A 17,673-nucleotide genomic window follows, 5' to 3' on the forward strand; every position below is an offset into this window, starting at 1 on the left:
CTTCATCGCACTCATTGTACAACCTGTAAATCGATGGACAATGTTTGCTCTACATTCGAGCCCGTATAAAGTTCAAATCGACCCGGCTCGACGATCCACGTTAAATCTGCTGAGACAAATTGCAGCTCCTGTGATGAAATAGTAAAGTGAACGGTACGCTTCTCCCCAGGCTCCAAATAAATTTTACAAAAGCCCTTCAGCTCCTTATCCGGGCGTGATATCGAACTAACACAGTCCTTGATGTACAATTGCACGACCTCGTGTCCAGCCATATCACCCGTATTCATCACATCCACTGAAACCGTACACGTACCATCAACAGAAATACTTGGTTGATTCAATTGTATATTGTCATAGTGAAAGCTCGTGTAGCTAAGCCCATACCCAAATACATACTGCGGATGGAAATCCGTCTCTAAATATCGATGCCCACGCGAACGCTTCTTATTATAGTACACAGGTAATTGTCCCAGATGCTTCGGAATGGATAGCGTTAATCTTCCTGATGGGTTGTAGTCACCAAACAGGATATCCGCAATCGCATGACCGCCCTCTTGCCCTGGGTACCATGCCTCCACAATCGCATCAGCATGCTCATCAATCCATGGCTCAACAATTGGGCGACCATTGATATACACAACAATCAGCTTCTTGCCTAAACTGTGAAGCTCCTGCAACAGCTCGAGCTGTACTCCACATAAATTCAGTTGGGCACGATCAAAGCCTTCTCCACAATCCATATCACTTAGCATAAACGTATCGGTAATGACCGCAGCCCCAGTCTTCAAATCAATCGTACCTTCTCCAAAATCACGTGCACTCGATCCGCCTACAACAGCAATAATTGTCTCTGCTGAAGCCGCAGCTGCGATCGCCGCTTCGAATCCTTCCCGAGATGGGTCCTTCACTCGACAGCCTGGTGCATACACAACCTCACTAAAGCCTGAACACTTCGCGCGAACGCCATCCAACACGGTAACAATCTGCTCCCGCTCCTGCGGTGACGTATAATCGCCTAACTGGTTATACATATTGTTCGCGTTCGGTCCAATCACGGCGATCTTGCCACGGGATGGAGATAACGGTAATGCCTGTTCCTTATTCTTCAGTAACACAATGCCTTCACGTGCAGCTTGCCGAGCCAATTCTCGATGAGAGGATTGACCAATAACCTGCTCTGCCAACGCTGGATTCACATAAGGACGTTCGAATAATCCTAATTCAAATTTCAAGCGCAAGATTCGCTCCACCGCAAGATCTAGATCTGACACCGCGATCAATTGCTGATCAAGAGCAGATTGTAGATATTGGCCAAAGGTCTCACCGGACATCTCCATATCTACGCCCGCTTTCAATGCTAGGCTGGCCGCTTCCTCTTCCGTCTCACAGATTTGATGACCATGTCTGAGCTGGCTCATCGCTCCACAATCCGTGATGACGAAGCCGTCAAAGCCCCACTTGTCACGTAAAATATGCGTCAACAGCTCTTTACTAGACGTACAAGGTACCCCATCAATTTCGTTATAGGCCGTCATAATGGATTTGGCTCCTTCCGCAACCGCACGCTGAAAAGGAAGTAAATCCTTCTCCATCAGCTCACGCATGCCCATACGTACGGTATCCGCATTACGCCCACCATCTGGGCTACCATAAGCTACAAAATGCTTCAAGGTTGCAAGAATGGTATGATCCGTATTTAACGAATCCCCTTGCAACCCTTTCACCGCAGCTATTGCCATTTCACTAATCAAATAAGGATCTTCACCAAAGCATTCCTCTGTCCGCCCCCATCGCGGATCACGTGTCACGTCCAATACAGGAGAATAGGTAGCTGCTCCCCCTTGTGCACGAGTCTCTACCGCTACAGCTTGACAAACCTGTCGGAACAACTCTGTATTCCAGCTACTTCCTATGGTCAGTGGTACAGGGAACACCGTGTTCCCTATGGCCATATGTCCATGGGAGCATTCCTCACCAAATAGAATTGGAATGCCCAGTCGCGTATGCTCCATTGCATATCGCTGAATAAGATTAGTAACCTCGGCCCCTTCACGCAGGGACAAGCCTGTTTCAAGTGTAACCTCTGTCCATGGATCTGCTCGAAGCACACCATATAGTGAACCGACTCCACCATTCGCAATTGCGTCTTTAAATGTATCCGTGAGCTGAACATCTCCGTCGCCTTTTACATATGTCTTCCAGCCAAAAGGCTGGAGAAGCTGTCCAAGCTTCTCCTCCAGCGTCATTTCGGCCAACAAATCTGCAACACGCTCAGCAATAGATAACGAAGGGTTTTTATATTTCATTCGATATATACCTCCAGTTTTGTTGAGCTAGTGTTGGCGCCAAGCTAGAATGCCAGCATTCATTCCACGGCATGCATCCATGGAAGCATCCGGTTTGCTATAGTTCTCGCCCCAAGTGATGAAATATCTAAATTCATAGAAACCACCCAATGTCGCAGAGAAATTAGTTTCCCAATAGTTATTCATCACCCAAGCGTACAAATGAGCTGGATCCTGCTCTAGCTTCTCATCACCGTTAAGCAATCGATACCCATGTTCTAGCGAACCTAGCTGAATTAATGGCGTATCTGGCATCGCGATCACAACGCCTTGCGATTCGGAAACATATACAGCTCCTTCTCCAACCGCTGTGTAATCTGCTAAGCTGCCTGGTAGTTGATCCTTCCGCATCCGTGTCAACGCATCCATCTTATCCACCCATAAGTCATACTTATCCGTTGATAATGAGCCACCAAAAGGAAGTGAAACATATAAGTTTTCAGGCTTCCATACGCTCTCTTTATGCATACGTACGGCCACATCCACACGTGGACGATCCGCGTATACTGTTAAGAACAAGGAATAATGCTCACAGCCATCCACCTTATAGGTCAATTGAATAATGCCATACACCGGACCTTGCGTAATGAGCTCCGCACTAATTAACTCGCCCGTTGAAACGATCGCATCCGGTCCCTTCCGATTACGGCCCATCAGACGACGCACCTCGGTCATTTCTCCAACCTTCGTTGCAGGTGTAACATCATAGACTGGCGTAAAAGCTGCGTGCTGGCGATCAGCTCGAAGTAGCTCTTTTCCTGTCGTTTTATCGACCCACGAGGTGATCCCTTCGCCCTTTTTCCACGTGATGTGTACAAATGGAGTTTCTACATAGGAAGATGTCATGCGGAAATTCTTCACATCATGCGTAACATCCAGATCCATCACGCGATCGGATGCTAAATAATCGTTCATAAAAGCAGTTCCGATACTTGGTTTCACGGCGAAGATCTGAAGTACTCTCTCTTCACTTGGCTGCAATGTTACCGGAATCGTTACGATCACACCTCGAGATGCCAGACGAAGCTGTGCTGGAATGACCTCATTCGTCGTAATATCACGCACCTCGAAGCCATTCTTGATCTCATCGTGATACCATCCTTCGAGAATGAGATGCGCATAATCTTCTTGTACGAAATGATATGGATTATGAATTTTAAACTTCATAGGGCGCCCAGGAGCAAGTAATGCATCGCCCTTCGCCTCAAGAATGTCATACAACGCACGATGCGCAATCGTACTTGCATTGGCAGCAAAAGCTTCTTTCCGCAAGCCTAATTCCTGAACGAACGGATTCCAAGGCTCGGAAATGGATGAATGATAGCCCCATGTATGCTCAGCAAACATCGTTAACTGATATTCCATCTCCTTCATCGTCTCCGATGTAACGATTTCACAGTTCGGATCCAGCCTTCTAACCTTTTGATATACACGTTGTGCTTCACGGAATACTTGTACATGCTTCGGTGTTGAACCTACGCCATCCGTCCACCAGTCTGGCCAATCTCCACGATACACAGGAATATCTTCCGCATGCTGCTGTGCATGAGCACGAACTTCATCGAAGAAATCATCTAAAGTTGCCATCTGAATCTCAATATTTTCGCCGTGCTTCGCATTCCATTGACGAATGAAGGTCATCGTCTCCGCATTCGGTGGATTGTTATCCGTTGGTAGCCCTGAGAACATAGCCGGGAAGAAGTTAAAGGCATAGCCATCCTCTTGCAAACGCTCAATGTAGCGAAGTATACGCTGTTCAGCAATCTCGAATGTAGCGCCATGACTCATATCAAATTCATCTTTGATCGTATATTTCCCGCCCATACCAGGTACAAGCCCCAGATCATTACCGAATACATAATGCTCGCCACTCCAGGTCAGCAAGCGATCACCGGAAGGCATTTCCCACCAGAAAGGCTGCTGCTTCTTCCAGCAAGGAAACATTCCGTGATGGGTATGAATGCAGGTAGATAAATTATGAATACCGGCATCTAACAATGCCTGACCATACCCCCAGCTGAAGCCGTTAATGTCTGCAGTCATCGCTGATGTAATTGGAGCTTCAATGGAATATCCAAAATCTCGTACACGGGCAATCATCGATGTGAACAAATCTTTGCCGATTAATTCCGTCATATTCAAGTACGTACCGGACAAGCCGATATCACCACGCTTAACTCCGGCTACGAACTCTTCCTTTTCTTGCTCCGTTGCCCGACTCAGGAAGGTTTCGATAGGCCAAAACGTTTCACATACCCACTTAAACCCCTCCCATTCAGGTCGACGACCGGATTGAATTTCACGCAAAATGTGAAGCACCTGCCGGATAAAGTCTACATGATATTGTTGGATCTTCTCCTGACGCTCTGTGTAGCCGATATCGGTATGGGAATGATGAATTGCATAAATTTTCCAAGGTTTTGTGTTAGTCATCTTTTATTCTCCTCTACTTGATGCTCATATCGATTTATTAAGAACAACAGTTACGATCTCGGCCGCCTTTACTTCAAGCTGGATGACAGCGTTTGAATCGGCCGTAAGCGCTTCCTCATGTGATTCGAGTATATTACTTTTATACGCCTGACTATAGTTCATACGAGGTTCGAAGGCTAAAGTCGTTGGTGAAGTGGTCATGTTGAACCAACGAATCGCAAGATCACCCGTTGCTTCAGCTACCTTCACGGAAGAGAGCTGCATGTCATTTCCACTCGCCTGCAACCATTGATGTTTCGGCTGAAGACTACCATTATGAATATCTGTCGATACAGTCATCCATGGTATTTGATATAGATAGGCAAGCGCATACGCTTCTTCAGCTACCGCAGAACCATGTGGAATAATCATGAGCTCCGCCTGAGCAGGACCTAGACATTGTGCTTCTGGTGTGTAGAAGACGCCCCAATCTCCAAGCTCACCTGTGCAGCGTAGCAATGTAACGGCAATCGTATTCCGTCCATCACGTAACACTTCGTATTCATTTAACCCTTTATTAGCGATGGTTAAGCCCGTCACGTCGTCCTTCACACTAACGAACGTTTGCTGATGTTGACTATTGTCTGGGTTCGTCCACTCACTCGAAGGTTCTGTGCTTCGTGTTGCGATCTCAAACATCGAATCCGCCTGATGCACATCGCTGACGAGATCCGTTGGGAACAGCATTCTGATGCGATGATCCTTCGCTTGATTATCGAAGGAGCTCTTCACTTGAAGTCCCTTACTATATTTCTCAAGCGTTACAGTCGTTGTTATATGGAGCTTCACGGTTTCGGTTGAACGTCCAGCCTGACGACTCGGGAACCACACGATGCCTTGCTGCTCTGCTGCGAGCAATTCATCCGCACTTACTGGAATGTCCCAATCATGAACGATTTGTACCGTACATGCGTATGGCTGATCGGATACGATAGAAATATCAGCTATAAGCGCTTCTGTCGTCAATACGTTCGTATTCTTCGGCTGACAATACATGTATTCATTTCCGATATCGCCGCTATTCTCATAAATACCGAGACCGCGATATACTTTACCATTTGCCTTATCCGTTAATGTGATCGAGCCATTATCTTCAATCCGTGCAGCAATAAACTCATTCTCTAGCGTCCGTTCATGAAGTAGCGAGCTTTCCTTTATTTCAGAATGTGGTCTCTCTACTACATCCTTCATCCAGGCATAAACTTGATGACCATTTGCAGGAACTGCTTCGACATGAAGCTCTAATCGAACACGTCGTGAGAAATACGGCTGACGAAATTTATCATCAGGCAAGTCATAACCGAAGTGGAGCCCCAGATCGGTTAGCTGATATTCTAGCTGACGCCCACCATGATCTATCACGCGATGAGGATGAATCTCGAGCGATGTCATCTGATTACGCATCTTCTCGATCGTTTCGCCTTCCCGGAAATAGATACGAGCAATATCCAGCTCCACCGTAACTACCCCACTGCGGTCAAGGCCTGTCGTATTAAACACAATGAATGGACATGCGTGATCCCCGTATTCAGCGAAGCATGATGTATCCACATGATTTGCGATCGACTCCATACTGTTCTGTACAATAGATTCTGTAACGTGACGACTCTTGTCGAATCGCGTTACCATCTCACGATGTACCTCATCCACACTACAGCCACAGATGCTATCATGCGGATGATTCTGCATGAGCGTCTTCCATGCATAAGTGAATAAGTGATGTGGATACGCATGTCCCAATTGATGAGCATAAGCAGATAACGGCTCAGCAACCTTCTCAAGCAAAGTCTGACCCTGCTGATTCATTTGCTTCAAATATATACGGGAGGAAGCCGTATTCACTAATGTTCCCCATCCATCTGTTCGCTGACTTCTAAGCTCCCCTTGGACGGTTGATAATTCACAATCAAGTGAACGATGCAGTGCATTCAGATAATCATTGAAATTGGAGTGAATAAACTCCGTGTCTGGATAGAGTTCACTAGCTGTCCGAATGGCTTCCGGCAAGTCCAGCTGAGCTGGCTGGTGATCACAGCCGTTCATATATAGTAGCTCGCTCGTCGATGCATATTTTTCCGCATCCGCTAGCTTCCGATCCCAATATGCCTTGGCTTCTACCGGATCTACTGGGACTTCATTTCCATTCGAGTACCAATTCGCAAATAAAATACCGAGTACCTTGGAGCCATCTGGGCCTTCCCAGATCAATTCGGAGTAAGACGATTCATAATCTCCATCCGATACCTCATTGTTGAAGCCCGTCGGCTTCACACCACGACCGAAGAAGGCGTTCTGAATACCTGACTGCTGCATCAGCTGTGGTGTCTGTCCACACAACCCGAAGGTATCAGGAAAGTATCCAATTTTGGATACTTCCCCATACTTCAGTGCATCTTGATGACCGATCTGCATATTTCTTACATTGGCTTCACTACTGGTGAGGAACGCATCCTGCAATATATACCATGGACCAATAAGGATTCGACCATTTTGAATATGACGCAACAGCCGCTCCTTCTGATCCGGTCTAACTTGAAGATAATCCTCGAGAATGATCGTCTGACCATCCATGAAAAAACTACGAAATTCTGACTCCTCGTCCAACCGATCTAGCAAACTATCTACCAATTGAACGAGACGAACATGATGCTTCTCATAGGGTAAATACCATTCACGATCCCAGTGCGAATGGGAAACGATATGTGCCGTTCTTTTCTTCGTCATGCCATTGCTCCCCCTTTCACTACAAGATACCTTCCTGCATCGCCTTGTACACGAGTTGAGAGAACAAGCTATTCGACCAAGCAAACCATTTTCTTGTGAAAATCGTTGGATCGTCGGAATGGAAGCCTTCATGCATATAGCCTGTATCCGCATCCGTCTTCTCCAGTAACTCGATCATCGCTAGCTTCTCTTCTGCTGTCGTTGCTGTGAGCCCTTGCATAGATAGTGACAAATGCCAAACATAACCTGCCGGTGTATGTGGACTACCAATACCTTTTGCTACTTTACCTTCAAAGTAATAAGGGTTTTCCTTGGATAACACAAATCTTCTCGTGTTCTGATAGATTTCATCCTCAGCTGTGCAATAGCCCAAGTAAGGAATCGAAATCAATCCCGGTGTTCCCGCATCATCCATGAGACAGTGGTTACCATAGCCATCCGTCTCAAAAGCATAAATCGGTCCGAATTGCGGATGACGATAAATACCGTATGTTTTGATCCCATGATCGATATCTGCTTCTAAATCCTTCAGCTCTTGCAAAAATTCCATATCACGGAATACCCACTCCGCAAATTCCTGCATTTGGCGAAGTGTAACCACCGCGAACATATTTCCTGGAATGTTGTAGTGGAATTCGCATACATCATCGCTTGAGCGGAAGCCTGACCATACCATTCCTGTATAGTTGACAGGCATTCCAAGACCTTTATTTCGTAAGGAATCCTCAGGAATACCGTTATTTCGAGTGAAGCGATATGGCGATTCTTCAAAGTGACGCTGTTCTGTGATGAACAAGTTATACATGATACGCATAGCCGATTTGAACCCAGCATCGAATATATCTGTAATCCCTGTTTCCTTCCATAGCGCATAAGCAAGCCGCATCGAGAAACATAAGGAGTCAATTTCAAATTTACGCTCCCATACCCAAGGGGACATGTCTGTTATATCCGTCGTATTCCAATGCCAATCATTCGCAGATTCATTAAATGCATTCGCGTATGGATCAATATGGATGTACTGTATATGACGCTTTACTAAGCCTTTAAGAATGCGTTGAAGATCTTCGTCCTCTTTGGCAAACGGTACATAATGAATGACCTGCTCTACCGAATCCCGTAACCAACAGGCTGGAATATCTCCTGTGATGACAAAAGTCGTTCCATCCTCTTTTAATTTCGTCGTCGTTTCCAAGGTATTCGGGAAGCAGTTCTTAAATAGCTGAAGTAGCTTCGGTCGATGCGCAAGCTTCTCTTCTGCTTCTTGTAGAACTTCTTGAATCGATTGTGGCAAGTTTAAGGATGGCATCGTAATTTTGGGTAATCTAAACTGTTCCATTGATAAGCTCCTCTACAATTGAAATTCTGTCATTGCATCTGATGATGTCGTTACAGCGGATACTTATCCATATAGTCCAGCAGCTCATCCACTGTTGTAAATGCCACGCCTGTTACGGTATCGGCACAACCATAGTAAATGGCAATGCGACCTGTCTCGCTATCTGACAATGCGGCACAAGGGAAAGTGACATTCGGTACATCTCCTACACACTCATACAATGTTTCTGGTCCAAGAATGTAATTCCGTGATCGTGCGAGCACCTTCCATGGTTCGTGTAGATCTAATAATGCCGCGCCCATACGATATACGAACCCGTTACATGTATTAATGACACCATGATAGATCAACAACCAACCACGATCGGTTTCAATCGGAACCGGCCCTGGACCAATTTTCTTCGATTGCCATGCGGATGCATCTGAATTAATCGTCCCCATCACATAACGATGTTTACCCCAATACGTTAGATCTGGACTCTCACTAAAGAAAATATCTCCAAATGGCGTATGGCCTGTATCACTTGGACGGCTTATCATGGCATACTTGCCATTTATTAAGCGTGGGAAGAGCACTCCATTACGGTTATATGGCAAGAAAGCGTTTTCCAATTGATGAAATGTTTTGAAATCATACGTATAAGCAAGACCAATCGTTGGTCCATGATACCCGTTACACCATGAAATATAATATTTATCCTCGATTTTGCACACGCGCGGATCGTAGCGATATTCCCGCTTCGTTACATATTCGTCACCTTCGAATTGGAGCGGTTGCTCATTAATTTCCCAATGTAGCCCGTCCTGACTAAAGCCAGCGAATATATCCATACTTACGGATCTAGAGTCACAGCGGAACACCCCTGCAAATCCACCTTCGAACGGAATCACCGCAGAATTAAAAATACTGTTCGAGTTCACCTGTGCATCACGCTGAATAATCGGATTTTGAGTATACCGCCACACTGGGGCATTATAGCCACTCGGCTTATCCTGCCACGGCATATTTGGTAGTGCCTCACCAATAATTTTGCTCATTTCCTAAACTCCTCCCACGTCTTTGAATGTAGTCTACGGCCTGTCCTCAACGATTGAGTCCAACCTTTCCCCCATACTGTAAATGATAATAAAGCGCATTAAAAGTCTATTTATTCGTAATCTAACGTTTGTTGACTAGGAAATCATGTTTGTTAACTAATTGAATGGGGCGCATCATTTCAGTCTCTCGATAGGCCTGCATACATCGCATCCAGCAGTGTATGTGTCTTGTCGCAGCTGTACTCCCAGAACATCGCACCCGCAAGCTTTTCACGTTGGACATATTCACATTTATGTGTGATCGATTCTACGTCATCATAGGAAATAAACGTATCTCCATTAAATAAATGTGGCGCTTTGGCCTCATCATCCCAATGACGTGTGAACCCATTCTTGTCGATATAATAGGCTAGAAGTTCTGTATATTCCGGACCATAACCTCCTGTTGTACCCGCCATTTGTAGAAATCCATCATTCCTGTTCGGCACCTGCTTCCACATCCGGGAATAGAATGCTACGCCAATGACGATTTTCTCTCGGGGTACACCTGCCTGCATGAACATATTGACGGATGCTTCTGTACTAATTCGGAACAAATCTCCCGTTGAATTGTACAGATTGGTGTGATGTCCCGTTAGAATCTGGAATCCTCCACGCATATCGTAGGTCATCAATTGAACAAAATCTAAATATTGTTGTACTTGATCCATCTCTGTACCATCGATATAATATTGATCTGCTCCTGCAGCGATCGTAAGCAAGTAATGCCTGCCCTCAGCTGCACCTTTCATATCTAACGCTTCTCGAATGGTCTTCAACAGCAGCGTAAAATGACGTTTATCATCCGGTGACGAGGCAATATTGGCTTCACTGTAGCAGGGATATTCCCAGTCCAGATCGACACCATCGAATGGAAGTTCTGTTACTGCTCGTACAGCCGAAGCTGCGAATTTCTGACGTCCTTCTTCGGTAGATGCCGCCTCGGAGAAGCCCCCATTTCCCCATCCGCCAACAGAGAGCAGCAGCTGTACGTTCGGATTCATCGCTTTAATCTCGTGCAACTGGTTCGTATATTGCAAATGTGCCGTTGTAATCTGATCATCCAACACATAACCGAATGCAACGTTCATATGCGTCAGCTTCATCACGTGGTCGCGCGTTAGCTCAGGTAATTTGGAATCACTCACATAGCCTGCTACAATCATTTGTTGATCCATCCTTTCACATCCTCGATAAAATTTGCATCGCTTCCTTACTGGCTGCAATCTTATATCCCGAAGACATATAACGAATCTGATCATCACGATCTAGAATCATCAGATGTGGGAAGCCTGCTTCACTCGATTGGGCCACTGTAAACAATTCAGGTAATAGATGATACGTTGAATCCCGTACAAATAATGTCCTTGCTGGAAGATTCGGATAATCGGCTGGTTGAAATGAAGTTGTCCATTGCTTGTCACCCACCACAAGAATGATAGGAGCATCTATCATATCGAACTCATGCTTCAACTCCGACAGCTCGCGAAGCAGATGCTTCGAAGGCTCCCGTTCCGGTTCCAGCCATGCGACATAGGCGCCTTGACTGCCCAGAAACTCAGCGAAGATCTGCTCCGATCCATCCCATGTAGCTAGCTTCTCGAATCGATCTACCTTGCCATACACGGGAATGTCCTGCGTAGCTTGACGATACTTCATAACCAGCTTCGTCTCTTCGACTTCTGTCATTTCAAAATAGGTGAGCTTGGTCAGCACGGTTCCATCCTTCAAGCGAATCCCCGTCGTCAGACGATATGCTCCCTGCTCCATCTCAAGGGGCGTATCATACATGTTATTGGCGCCGTGCGGGTAGCTTAACGTTTTATAAAAACCGTTCTCCAGACGAGCGATCGTAAAATTCTCATAGTATGCAGCCGCTGGCTGGTCTGACGCTGCATCCTGATCACGAAGAATAATTAGAGTTCCGTTCGCTACTGCTGCCTCATTTCCAACTATACCTTTCGTAAATGGGGCATCCACAAAATGACCATTCACCATAAATTGCGGCTTAGCCTCAATGGGATGCAGTCGCGCTGGAATGCCTAGGCTACGACATATAGATACGAACATAATATCGAGAGAGCTACGATCTCCTACACGCAGTTCGAAAGTTCCAACAACAGTACCCTTCCCTTGCAAATTCGGTAGATCTTTCCATATATCCCACGCTTCATCGATGAATTGAACAAGCTTCGTTGGGTCCTCACGGAACAATTCCACTTCTTCTGAAGTGAAGGCTTGTTGGAAAAATGTACGATACGGTGTAATCATCTCGTAATGAACGCGAGGACACAAAATGTAGGGAATGAAGACGTCCTCCGTGAGCTCACCACGTACAGCAAGCGCACCAGCCACATGATCTATAAGGGTTGGAAGGAATGTATCGATGAGATCCTTGTCATGAACACACTCCAATAATCGTAATGCCCATTCTCCATATAGAGGTGTTGCTTTACTTAGATAAGCTGCGATCTCAGCACTATTGCCACGTGCTGTCTGAAGTACGTTCCATACTCGATCCGCTGATAGATCAAGCGATTCTCCGAGCTTCCTCGCAGCTTCTTCATTCAAGAACGTCGCTTCATAATGTGCACGAATCGCGATTCCTTCCTCCAAACGCTTATTGTGTCGCTCTATCCGTGCCTCGGACAAGTCCTCCATGACCTCGCCTTCACGCGCTGGTGGTGGAACCATATCATAGTTAACGATCGTTCCTACAAGTGGCTGATCCTCTTGATTCAATACAAGCTCAATGTGCTCACAATCAGCCATGGATATTTTCATTTCTCCCCAAATGCCGTCCTTCGCTGCACGAATGATGAGGTCACCAAGACCTGTCTTGAACGAAGCTTCCCCCTGTGCATTAGACGGAATGCTGGCAATTGGGTAAAATTCCGCCATGTTATATAACTGGAATTGCACCTCTGCAGCTTGCACGGGCTGTCCGCATGCATCTTTTACATGTACCGTAATTGTCTTCGTAGGCGCATAATTTTCTAGTACATTAATTTCAGTAAACCATTCATCTGCGAGTGTAATATCTTCGGGTCCTTCATAATTCGCGAAAATACGTGTGTTAATGAGCATGGCTCGGCGCGCTGGTGGGCCAAACCATCCTTGATTATGACGCGCTTCCGGCTCACAAGCCCCAATGAAATACCATTCACCATCAGCCCATGCCTCCACCCATGCGTGGTTATCGTCACAATGCGCCCAACGCGGGGTATACACTTGACGTGCAGGGATCCCGATACTACGAAGCGCTGCTACAGCTAGCGTAGATTCTTCCCCACAACGACCGCGTGCATTTCGCATCATCGTTAATGGTGAAATCGTCCGCAGATCGCTCCCAGTGTACGTCGCCACTTCGTGGCACCAGTAATTGGCCTCTAGAATCGCTTCCTTCATGGGAAGATTACGTGTTCGTTCCGCTAACTGTTCATGAATAATATGGCGATGCTCTTCAATGTTCTCAGTATTCACTCGATACGGTAGCACGAAATGTAAAAATAAATGATCAGGTACTTGCCATGGCATATCGCGGCGAATCTGCAGCATCGTTCTTACATGATTGAAGAAAAGCTCCCCGTTATAATCCGCCAAGTCATTGGCTGGCATATACGCGAAGAGTAGCTTTAATGCCCAAGCTTCTTCTGCCGTTAGCTCGTGCTCGAATACATGGAATAGCTGCTGCTCACGTGATCTGGCGAGCTGTTTCTTGGCCTGAAACTTCTGCTCAATGAACGCTAAGGCTTCCTGCGACAATGAAAATACTGAGGTAGGGGTCAACATGGTCATGAATGATTACTCCTTCCACAGTAAGCCGTCTTCGCGAATATATAGGCGAGCGGTTCCATCGGTTGTTAGAGCTGAGATATGGAATGATTTACTCGTTATCTCCATGTGAGGCTCAATGCTCCAATCATCTTCACCTCGCAGCAGCTCGAACGTTGCTGCATAGTGTCCATGTGCTTCAAAATAATTACGTTCACGATAATACAGCTTACGGAGCTGCCATTTCACCAGTTCATCCGTAGGCATGTCGAATGACTGCGGGCCATCAACACCTACGAACATCACATAACCCCATAGCTCTGGATAATGCATATTGATAATCCCCTGAGGTGACCATACCCAGTTGTCTTCCGGATAAGGCTTTCCAGTATCCGGGTTCATAACTTTGCGGTACTGATCGTCCACAACCTCAGTCCGCCATTCAACACGAGAGAAATTAACACGCCAGAATTCACCTGCAACAGGTGGTTGTCTATTCGCAGCACATTCTTTCAAACTACGCCATGGCATGGCAACTTCAATCGTCCATTTCCGATGATCAGCATGCGGGTTATTTAACTCCCCTTCGATATGAATAGCTGTTTTCAGACCTTGGATATCCCATCCATTAATTGGAGGTCCCCCGTCACGATATGGTTTCACAAGCAGTAAGTCCCACACCGTGTTCAAAGCGTTAATCTCAAACTCGTAATATTGATGTGAATCCCCTGTTGGATCGATAAAGATCTCAAAATCATTATCATAGAAAATAACGGAATCACGTTCAGTCAGCGTGCCCCAGATCTGATCCTCCATCAGCTCTGCACCAAAGTAAAAATACTCATCATCCCATAGCATCTTTACACGTGTCTGCTTCGCGGGTAGCGGACGTTGGTCCCCTTCAATATCTACGAAATCATCCGTCCATGTTGCATGCTGCCAAAAGGGCTTATCCAGCTTCCCATCTAAGACAAGCGACTCCGTCGCTCTTTTGCATAAATAATGCTTAGGCGCATATGTCACAACTTGCGGTTCTGGTACTCCACTTCGGTTCATCATCGTTGACCTCTCCTTCCCTTCGGCATTTAGTTATGCGTAACAACAGTGCCAGCTCCACCGTACATCCTAACCTCTTCATCAAATTCCAGCTTAAGCACGCTTACCTGCTCATGCGTGTCCGTTGGTGTCATATGAATCCACGTCGTTCCCGGAATATCGAACCAGGGTACACCACCATGAATTTCGTGAGTCAGCTCTTTGCCCGAGTGTAGTACCGTAATTTTCTTGATCGGATTGCATAGTCCCTTGAGACAGATATTCTCCTTCGGCGCATCGTAGACGAATAAATATAAGGTCTTCTTGTCTGCGGATAAGGTACTCCCACCCAGATAATAGCGTGTCATAATTCCATCCTGCGTACCGTAGATTGCCTCCTCGTGTGCACGAATCCAGTCACCTAGTCCCAGAAGAATGTCCTCCTGTCTTGGATCAATGGTGCCATCCTCCATCGGTCCAATATCCAGCAACATATTTCCGCCCATACTGATGCAATCGCAGAACATGCGGATAATTTGGTTCAAGGATTTATATTTATGATCATCGTGGACATAGCCCCAAGATGTATTAATAGTCGTACAGAATTCCCAAGCGCCTTCTGGGCGAGTAATGGGAATGCCCTGCTCTGGTGTCTTATAATCGCCATGCCCTTGCAAGCGTGAGTTGATAATCACATTCGGAGACAAGGATCTCAAATATTCCTTGAATGCTGGCAGCCCCCACTGTTCTGCACTACGCTCCCAGTCACCATCGAACCATAATAAATCGACAGTACCGTAATTCGTCATGATTTCACGTAGCTGATTATTGTTAAACGCGAGGAATTTCTGCCATGTCTCTTCATCCTGTATGCCATCTACCGGACTTGAGAAACGATTCACCTGACTCAAATCAGCCGGTACGATACCACTCTCGAATACGGAAGGATAATCGGGATGAGACCAGTCAATTAAGGAATAATACATGCCTACATGCAGACCACGTTCACGGATCGCATTGGACCATTCTTTTACAATATCCCGCTTGGCTAGTGTCGCCTTCATGACGCTCAAATCACTGTACTGCGTATCGAACAACGCAACACCATCATGATGCTTGGTTGTAAGCACAGAATATTTTGCACCTGACCTCGCAATGATATCTGCCCAATGCTTCGCATCGAATTTGGACGCTGTAAAACCATCCAACTGCTTCATATACTCCCCATGTGACATTTTCCCGTTATAAAACGACCATGATTCCGCTACACCTTGCACCGCATAAATCCCATAGTGAATGAAAATTCCTAGCTTTGCGTCCGTAAACCATTGTTGCATCTGCTCTTCCTCCCATAGTTCAACTCGTTATTTTATGCGAAATACATGTGCAATTGGGGCAACTCCCGTAAGCTCGCTCTCTGGTAAATGAACGATCAATCCCGTTGTTGTTCGTTCGAATGTTAGATTTTCTTGTCCGCCAACAAGATCCATTTGCGTTACAGCCTGCTCGAGTGGAATACAAATTACTTTGCTCACCGTTTCCTGCTCTTTCGGGTACAAATGAATGGCATAGGTGATATCGCCTTTTTTCGTGAAATGTGTATTTCCAGCAGAGTATGGCGCACATATGCGTGTTCCATAAATCGCCTCACCATGGACTTTGAGCCAAGCGCCCATTCCTTTCATCCGATCCAACGCTGTTGGTGACAAGCGGCCATCTGGTTGTGGAGCGACATTAAGTGCCAGGTTTCCGCCTTTAGCTACAACTTCAACGAGCAAATGGATTAATTGACGTGTCGTCTTGTAGTGATCCTCGTACCGATAAGAGAACGCTGTCCCCATCGTAATACAGCTCTCCCATGGAATAAGCAGGGGATGCTCGGGCAACGTTTGTTCAGGTGTAACGACATTCTCATACGGGCCGCCAACGGTACGGTCTGCACTTAGCAGCCATGGCTGCTGCTGACGTGCCTTCTCCACCACTTCACCCAACCGAATATCCTGTGGATTATTCTTATTCTGTGGACATACCCACCCCGCATCCAACCAGAGCATTTCAATCCGGCCATATTTCGTCATCAATTCCATGATCTGATCATGTGTGAACTGTACGAATTGCTCCCATAGCCATGGATAATCTTGTGTTGGATACGAAGGACCTCGATTCATGAACGTCCCCGTCTCCATACCTGGGGCCCAGTATGTTGGTGTGTGCCAATCGGCTTTGGAGAAGTAGGCGGAGATCCCAAGTCCCTTGGCCCGAAAAGCATCAAATACGTTCTTACAAATATCCGCGTACTTATGTGCATGGAAAGGACAATCCTTGCCCGTAATGCGATAGTCTGTTGTCTGCGTGTCCCACATACAGAAGCCATCATGATGCTTCGTCGTAAAGTTCAAATATTTAAAGCCACCCTCTGCCGCAACCTCTGCCCACTTCTCAGGTTCGAAACGGAGCGGATTAAAGGTTTTATTCAGCCCGAAGTATTGCCGCTTCAATTCCGCCGAATCAACTCCCCAATCAATATCATCTCGTGACCAATCTCCATCCTTATCACTAAGCGCCCACGATTCAACAAGTCCAAGCTGCGAATAAGGTCCCCAATGCATCATCAAGCCCAGCTTCTGATCCTTGAACCATTCCAGCTGATCTAATAGCTGCGAATCCTCCGGCTTAACGTACTCCTCCTCTGTGCTGTAATTGTGAACTCCTTCAACAACAATTTGCTCTTCGACAACATTAGCATCACTCATTTTTGCACGACCTCCATGCAGCTCTTCTGAGGCTGCGATTCTATTGATTTAGTATGATATATTTTCAAAAAAACATTTGACATAATAATAAATATCCGCTATAAACATCCTATTATGGAATATAAATAAGTATTCAAGCGCCGATCTATATCTTG

General features: G+C 46.1%; 10 protein-coding genes. All 10 read right to left on the reverse strand.

Annotated features, from left to right (window positions below):
- Nucleotides 1–11: 11 nt before the first annotated feature.
- The 10 genes from MKY99_RS18165 to MKY99_RS18210 all read right to left on the reverse strand — a co-directional run bounded on the left by MKY99_RS18165 (nucleotide 12) and on the right by MKY99_RS18210 (nucleotide 17,518).
- Nucleotides 12–2,306 carry a glycoside hydrolase family 3 N-terminal domain-containing protein gene (locus MKY99_RS18165; protein ID WP_339265535.1) on the reverse strand — a complete coding sequence of 765 codons (2,295 nt, stop codon included), beginning with the start codon at nucleotides 2,304–2,306 and terminating at the stop codon, nucleotides 12–14.
- Between the two features lie 27 nt (nucleotides 2,307–2,333).
- Complete coding sequence (locus MKY99_RS18170; protein WP_339265537.1) at nucleotides 2,334–4,778, reverse strand: glycoside hydrolase; 2,445 nt, start codon at nucleotides 4,776–4,778, stop codon at nucleotides 2,334–2,336.
- Between the two features lie 24 nt (nucleotides 4,779–4,802).
- A complete protein-coding gene (locus tag MKY99_RS18175) occupies nucleotides 4,803–7,541 on the reverse strand; it encodes an alpha-mannosidase (protein WP_339265539.1) in 2,739 nt (912 codons plus the stop codon).
- A gap of 19 nt (nucleotides 7,542–7,560) precedes the next feature.
- Complete coding sequence (locus tag MKY99_RS18180; protein ID WP_339265541.1) at nucleotides 7,561–8,880, reverse strand: glycoside hydrolase family 125 protein; 1,320 nt, start codon at nucleotides 8,878–8,880, stop codon at nucleotides 7,561–7,563.
- A gap of 50 nt (nucleotides 8,881–8,930) precedes the next feature.
- Nucleotides 8,931–9,917 carry a glycoside hydrolase family 130 protein gene (locus MKY99_RS18185; RefSeq protein ID WP_076300575.1) on the reverse strand — a complete coding sequence of 329 codons (987 nt, stop codon included), beginning with the start codon at nucleotides 9,915–9,917 and terminating at the stop codon, nucleotides 8,931–8,933.
- A 179-nt stretch (nucleotides 9,918–10,096) separates the two neighbouring features.
- The gene (locus MKY99_RS18190) at nucleotides 10,097–11,134 is read right to left on the reverse strand and encodes a glycoside hydrolase family 18 protein (protein ID WP_339265543.1); all 1,038 of its coding nucleotides are present in this window, start codon (nucleotides 11,132–11,134) and stop codon (nucleotides 10,097–10,099) included.
- A 4-nt stretch (nucleotides 11,135–11,138) separates the two neighbouring features.
- Nucleotides 11,139–13,754, reverse strand: a complete 2,616-nt coding sequence (locus tag MKY99_RS18195) for a transglutaminase domain-containing protein (protein WP_339265545.1) — start codon at nucleotides 13,752–13,754, stop codon at nucleotides 11,139–11,141.
- Nucleotides 13,755–13,760: 6 nt separating this feature from the next.
- Nucleotides 13,761–14,786 carry a carbohydrate-binding family 9-like protein gene (locus tag MKY99_RS18200; RefSeq protein ID WP_076300649.1) on the reverse strand — a complete coding sequence of 342 codons (1,026 nt, stop codon included), beginning with the start codon at nucleotides 14,784–14,786 and terminating at the stop codon, nucleotides 13,761–13,763.
- A 29-nt stretch (nucleotides 14,787–14,815) separates the two neighbouring features.
- A complete protein-coding gene (locus MKY99_RS18205) occupies nucleotides 14,816–16,102 on the reverse strand; it encodes an alpha-L-fucosidase (RefSeq protein WP_339265547.1) in 1,287 nt (428 codons plus the stop codon).
- Nucleotides 16,103–16,129: 27 nt separating this feature from the next.
- Nucleotides 16,130–17,518, reverse strand: a complete 1,389-nt coding sequence (locus MKY99_RS18210; protein WP_339265549.1) for an alpha-L-fucosidase — start codon at nucleotides 17,516–17,518, stop codon at nucleotides 16,130–16,132.
- Nucleotides 17,519–17,673: the final 155 nt, after the last annotated feature.

The organism is Paenibacillus sp. FSL R5-0470 (assembly GCF_037975205.1).
Taxonomy (GTDB): Bacteria; Bacillota; Bacilli; order Paenibacillales; family Paenibacillaceae; genus Paenibacillus_AQ.

Excerpts from the sequence above, each read along its gene's own strand:
- MKY99_RS18195 (WP_339265545.1), bottom strand. The coding sequence starts at position 13,754 with ATGACCATGTTGACCCCTACCTCAGTATTTTCATTGTCGCAGGAAGCC.
- MKY99_RS18200 (WP_076300649.1), bottom strand. The coding sequence starts at position 14,786 with ATGAACCGAAGTGGAGTACCAGAACCGCAAGTTGTGACATATGCGCCT.
- MKY99_RS18180 (WP_339265541.1), bottom strand. The coding sequence starts at position 8,880 with ATGGAACAGTTTAGATTACCCAAAATTACGATGCCATCCTTAAACTTG.
- MKY99_RS18170 (WP_339265537.1), bottom strand. The coding sequence starts at position 4,778 with ATGACTAACACAAAACCTTGGAAAATTTATGCAATTCATCATTCCCAT.
- MKY99_RS18175 (WP_339265539.1), bottom strand. The coding sequence starts at position 7,541 with ATGACGAAGAAAAGAACGGCACATATCGTTTCCCATTCGCACTGGGAT.
- MKY99_RS18210 (WP_339265549.1), bottom strand. The coding sequence starts at position 17,518 with ATGAGTGATGCTAATGTTGTCGAAGAGCAAATTGTTGTTGAAGGAGTT.
- MKY99_RS18190 (WP_339265543.1), bottom strand. The coding sequence starts at position 11,134 with ATGGATCAACAAATGATTGTAGCAGGCTATGTGAGTGATTCCAAATTA.
- MKY99_RS18165 (WP_339265535.1), bottom strand. The coding sequence starts at position 2,306 with ATGAAATATAAAAACCCTTCGTTATCTATTGCTGAGCGTGTTGCAGAT.
- MKY99_RS18205 (WP_339265547.1), bottom strand. The coding sequence starts at position 16,102 with ATGCAACAATGGTTTACGGACGCAAAGCTAGGAATTTTCATTCACTAT.
- MKY99_RS18185 (WP_076300575.1), bottom strand. The coding sequence starts at position 9,917 with ATGAGCAAAATTATTGGTGAGGCACTACCAAATATGCCGTGGCAGGAT.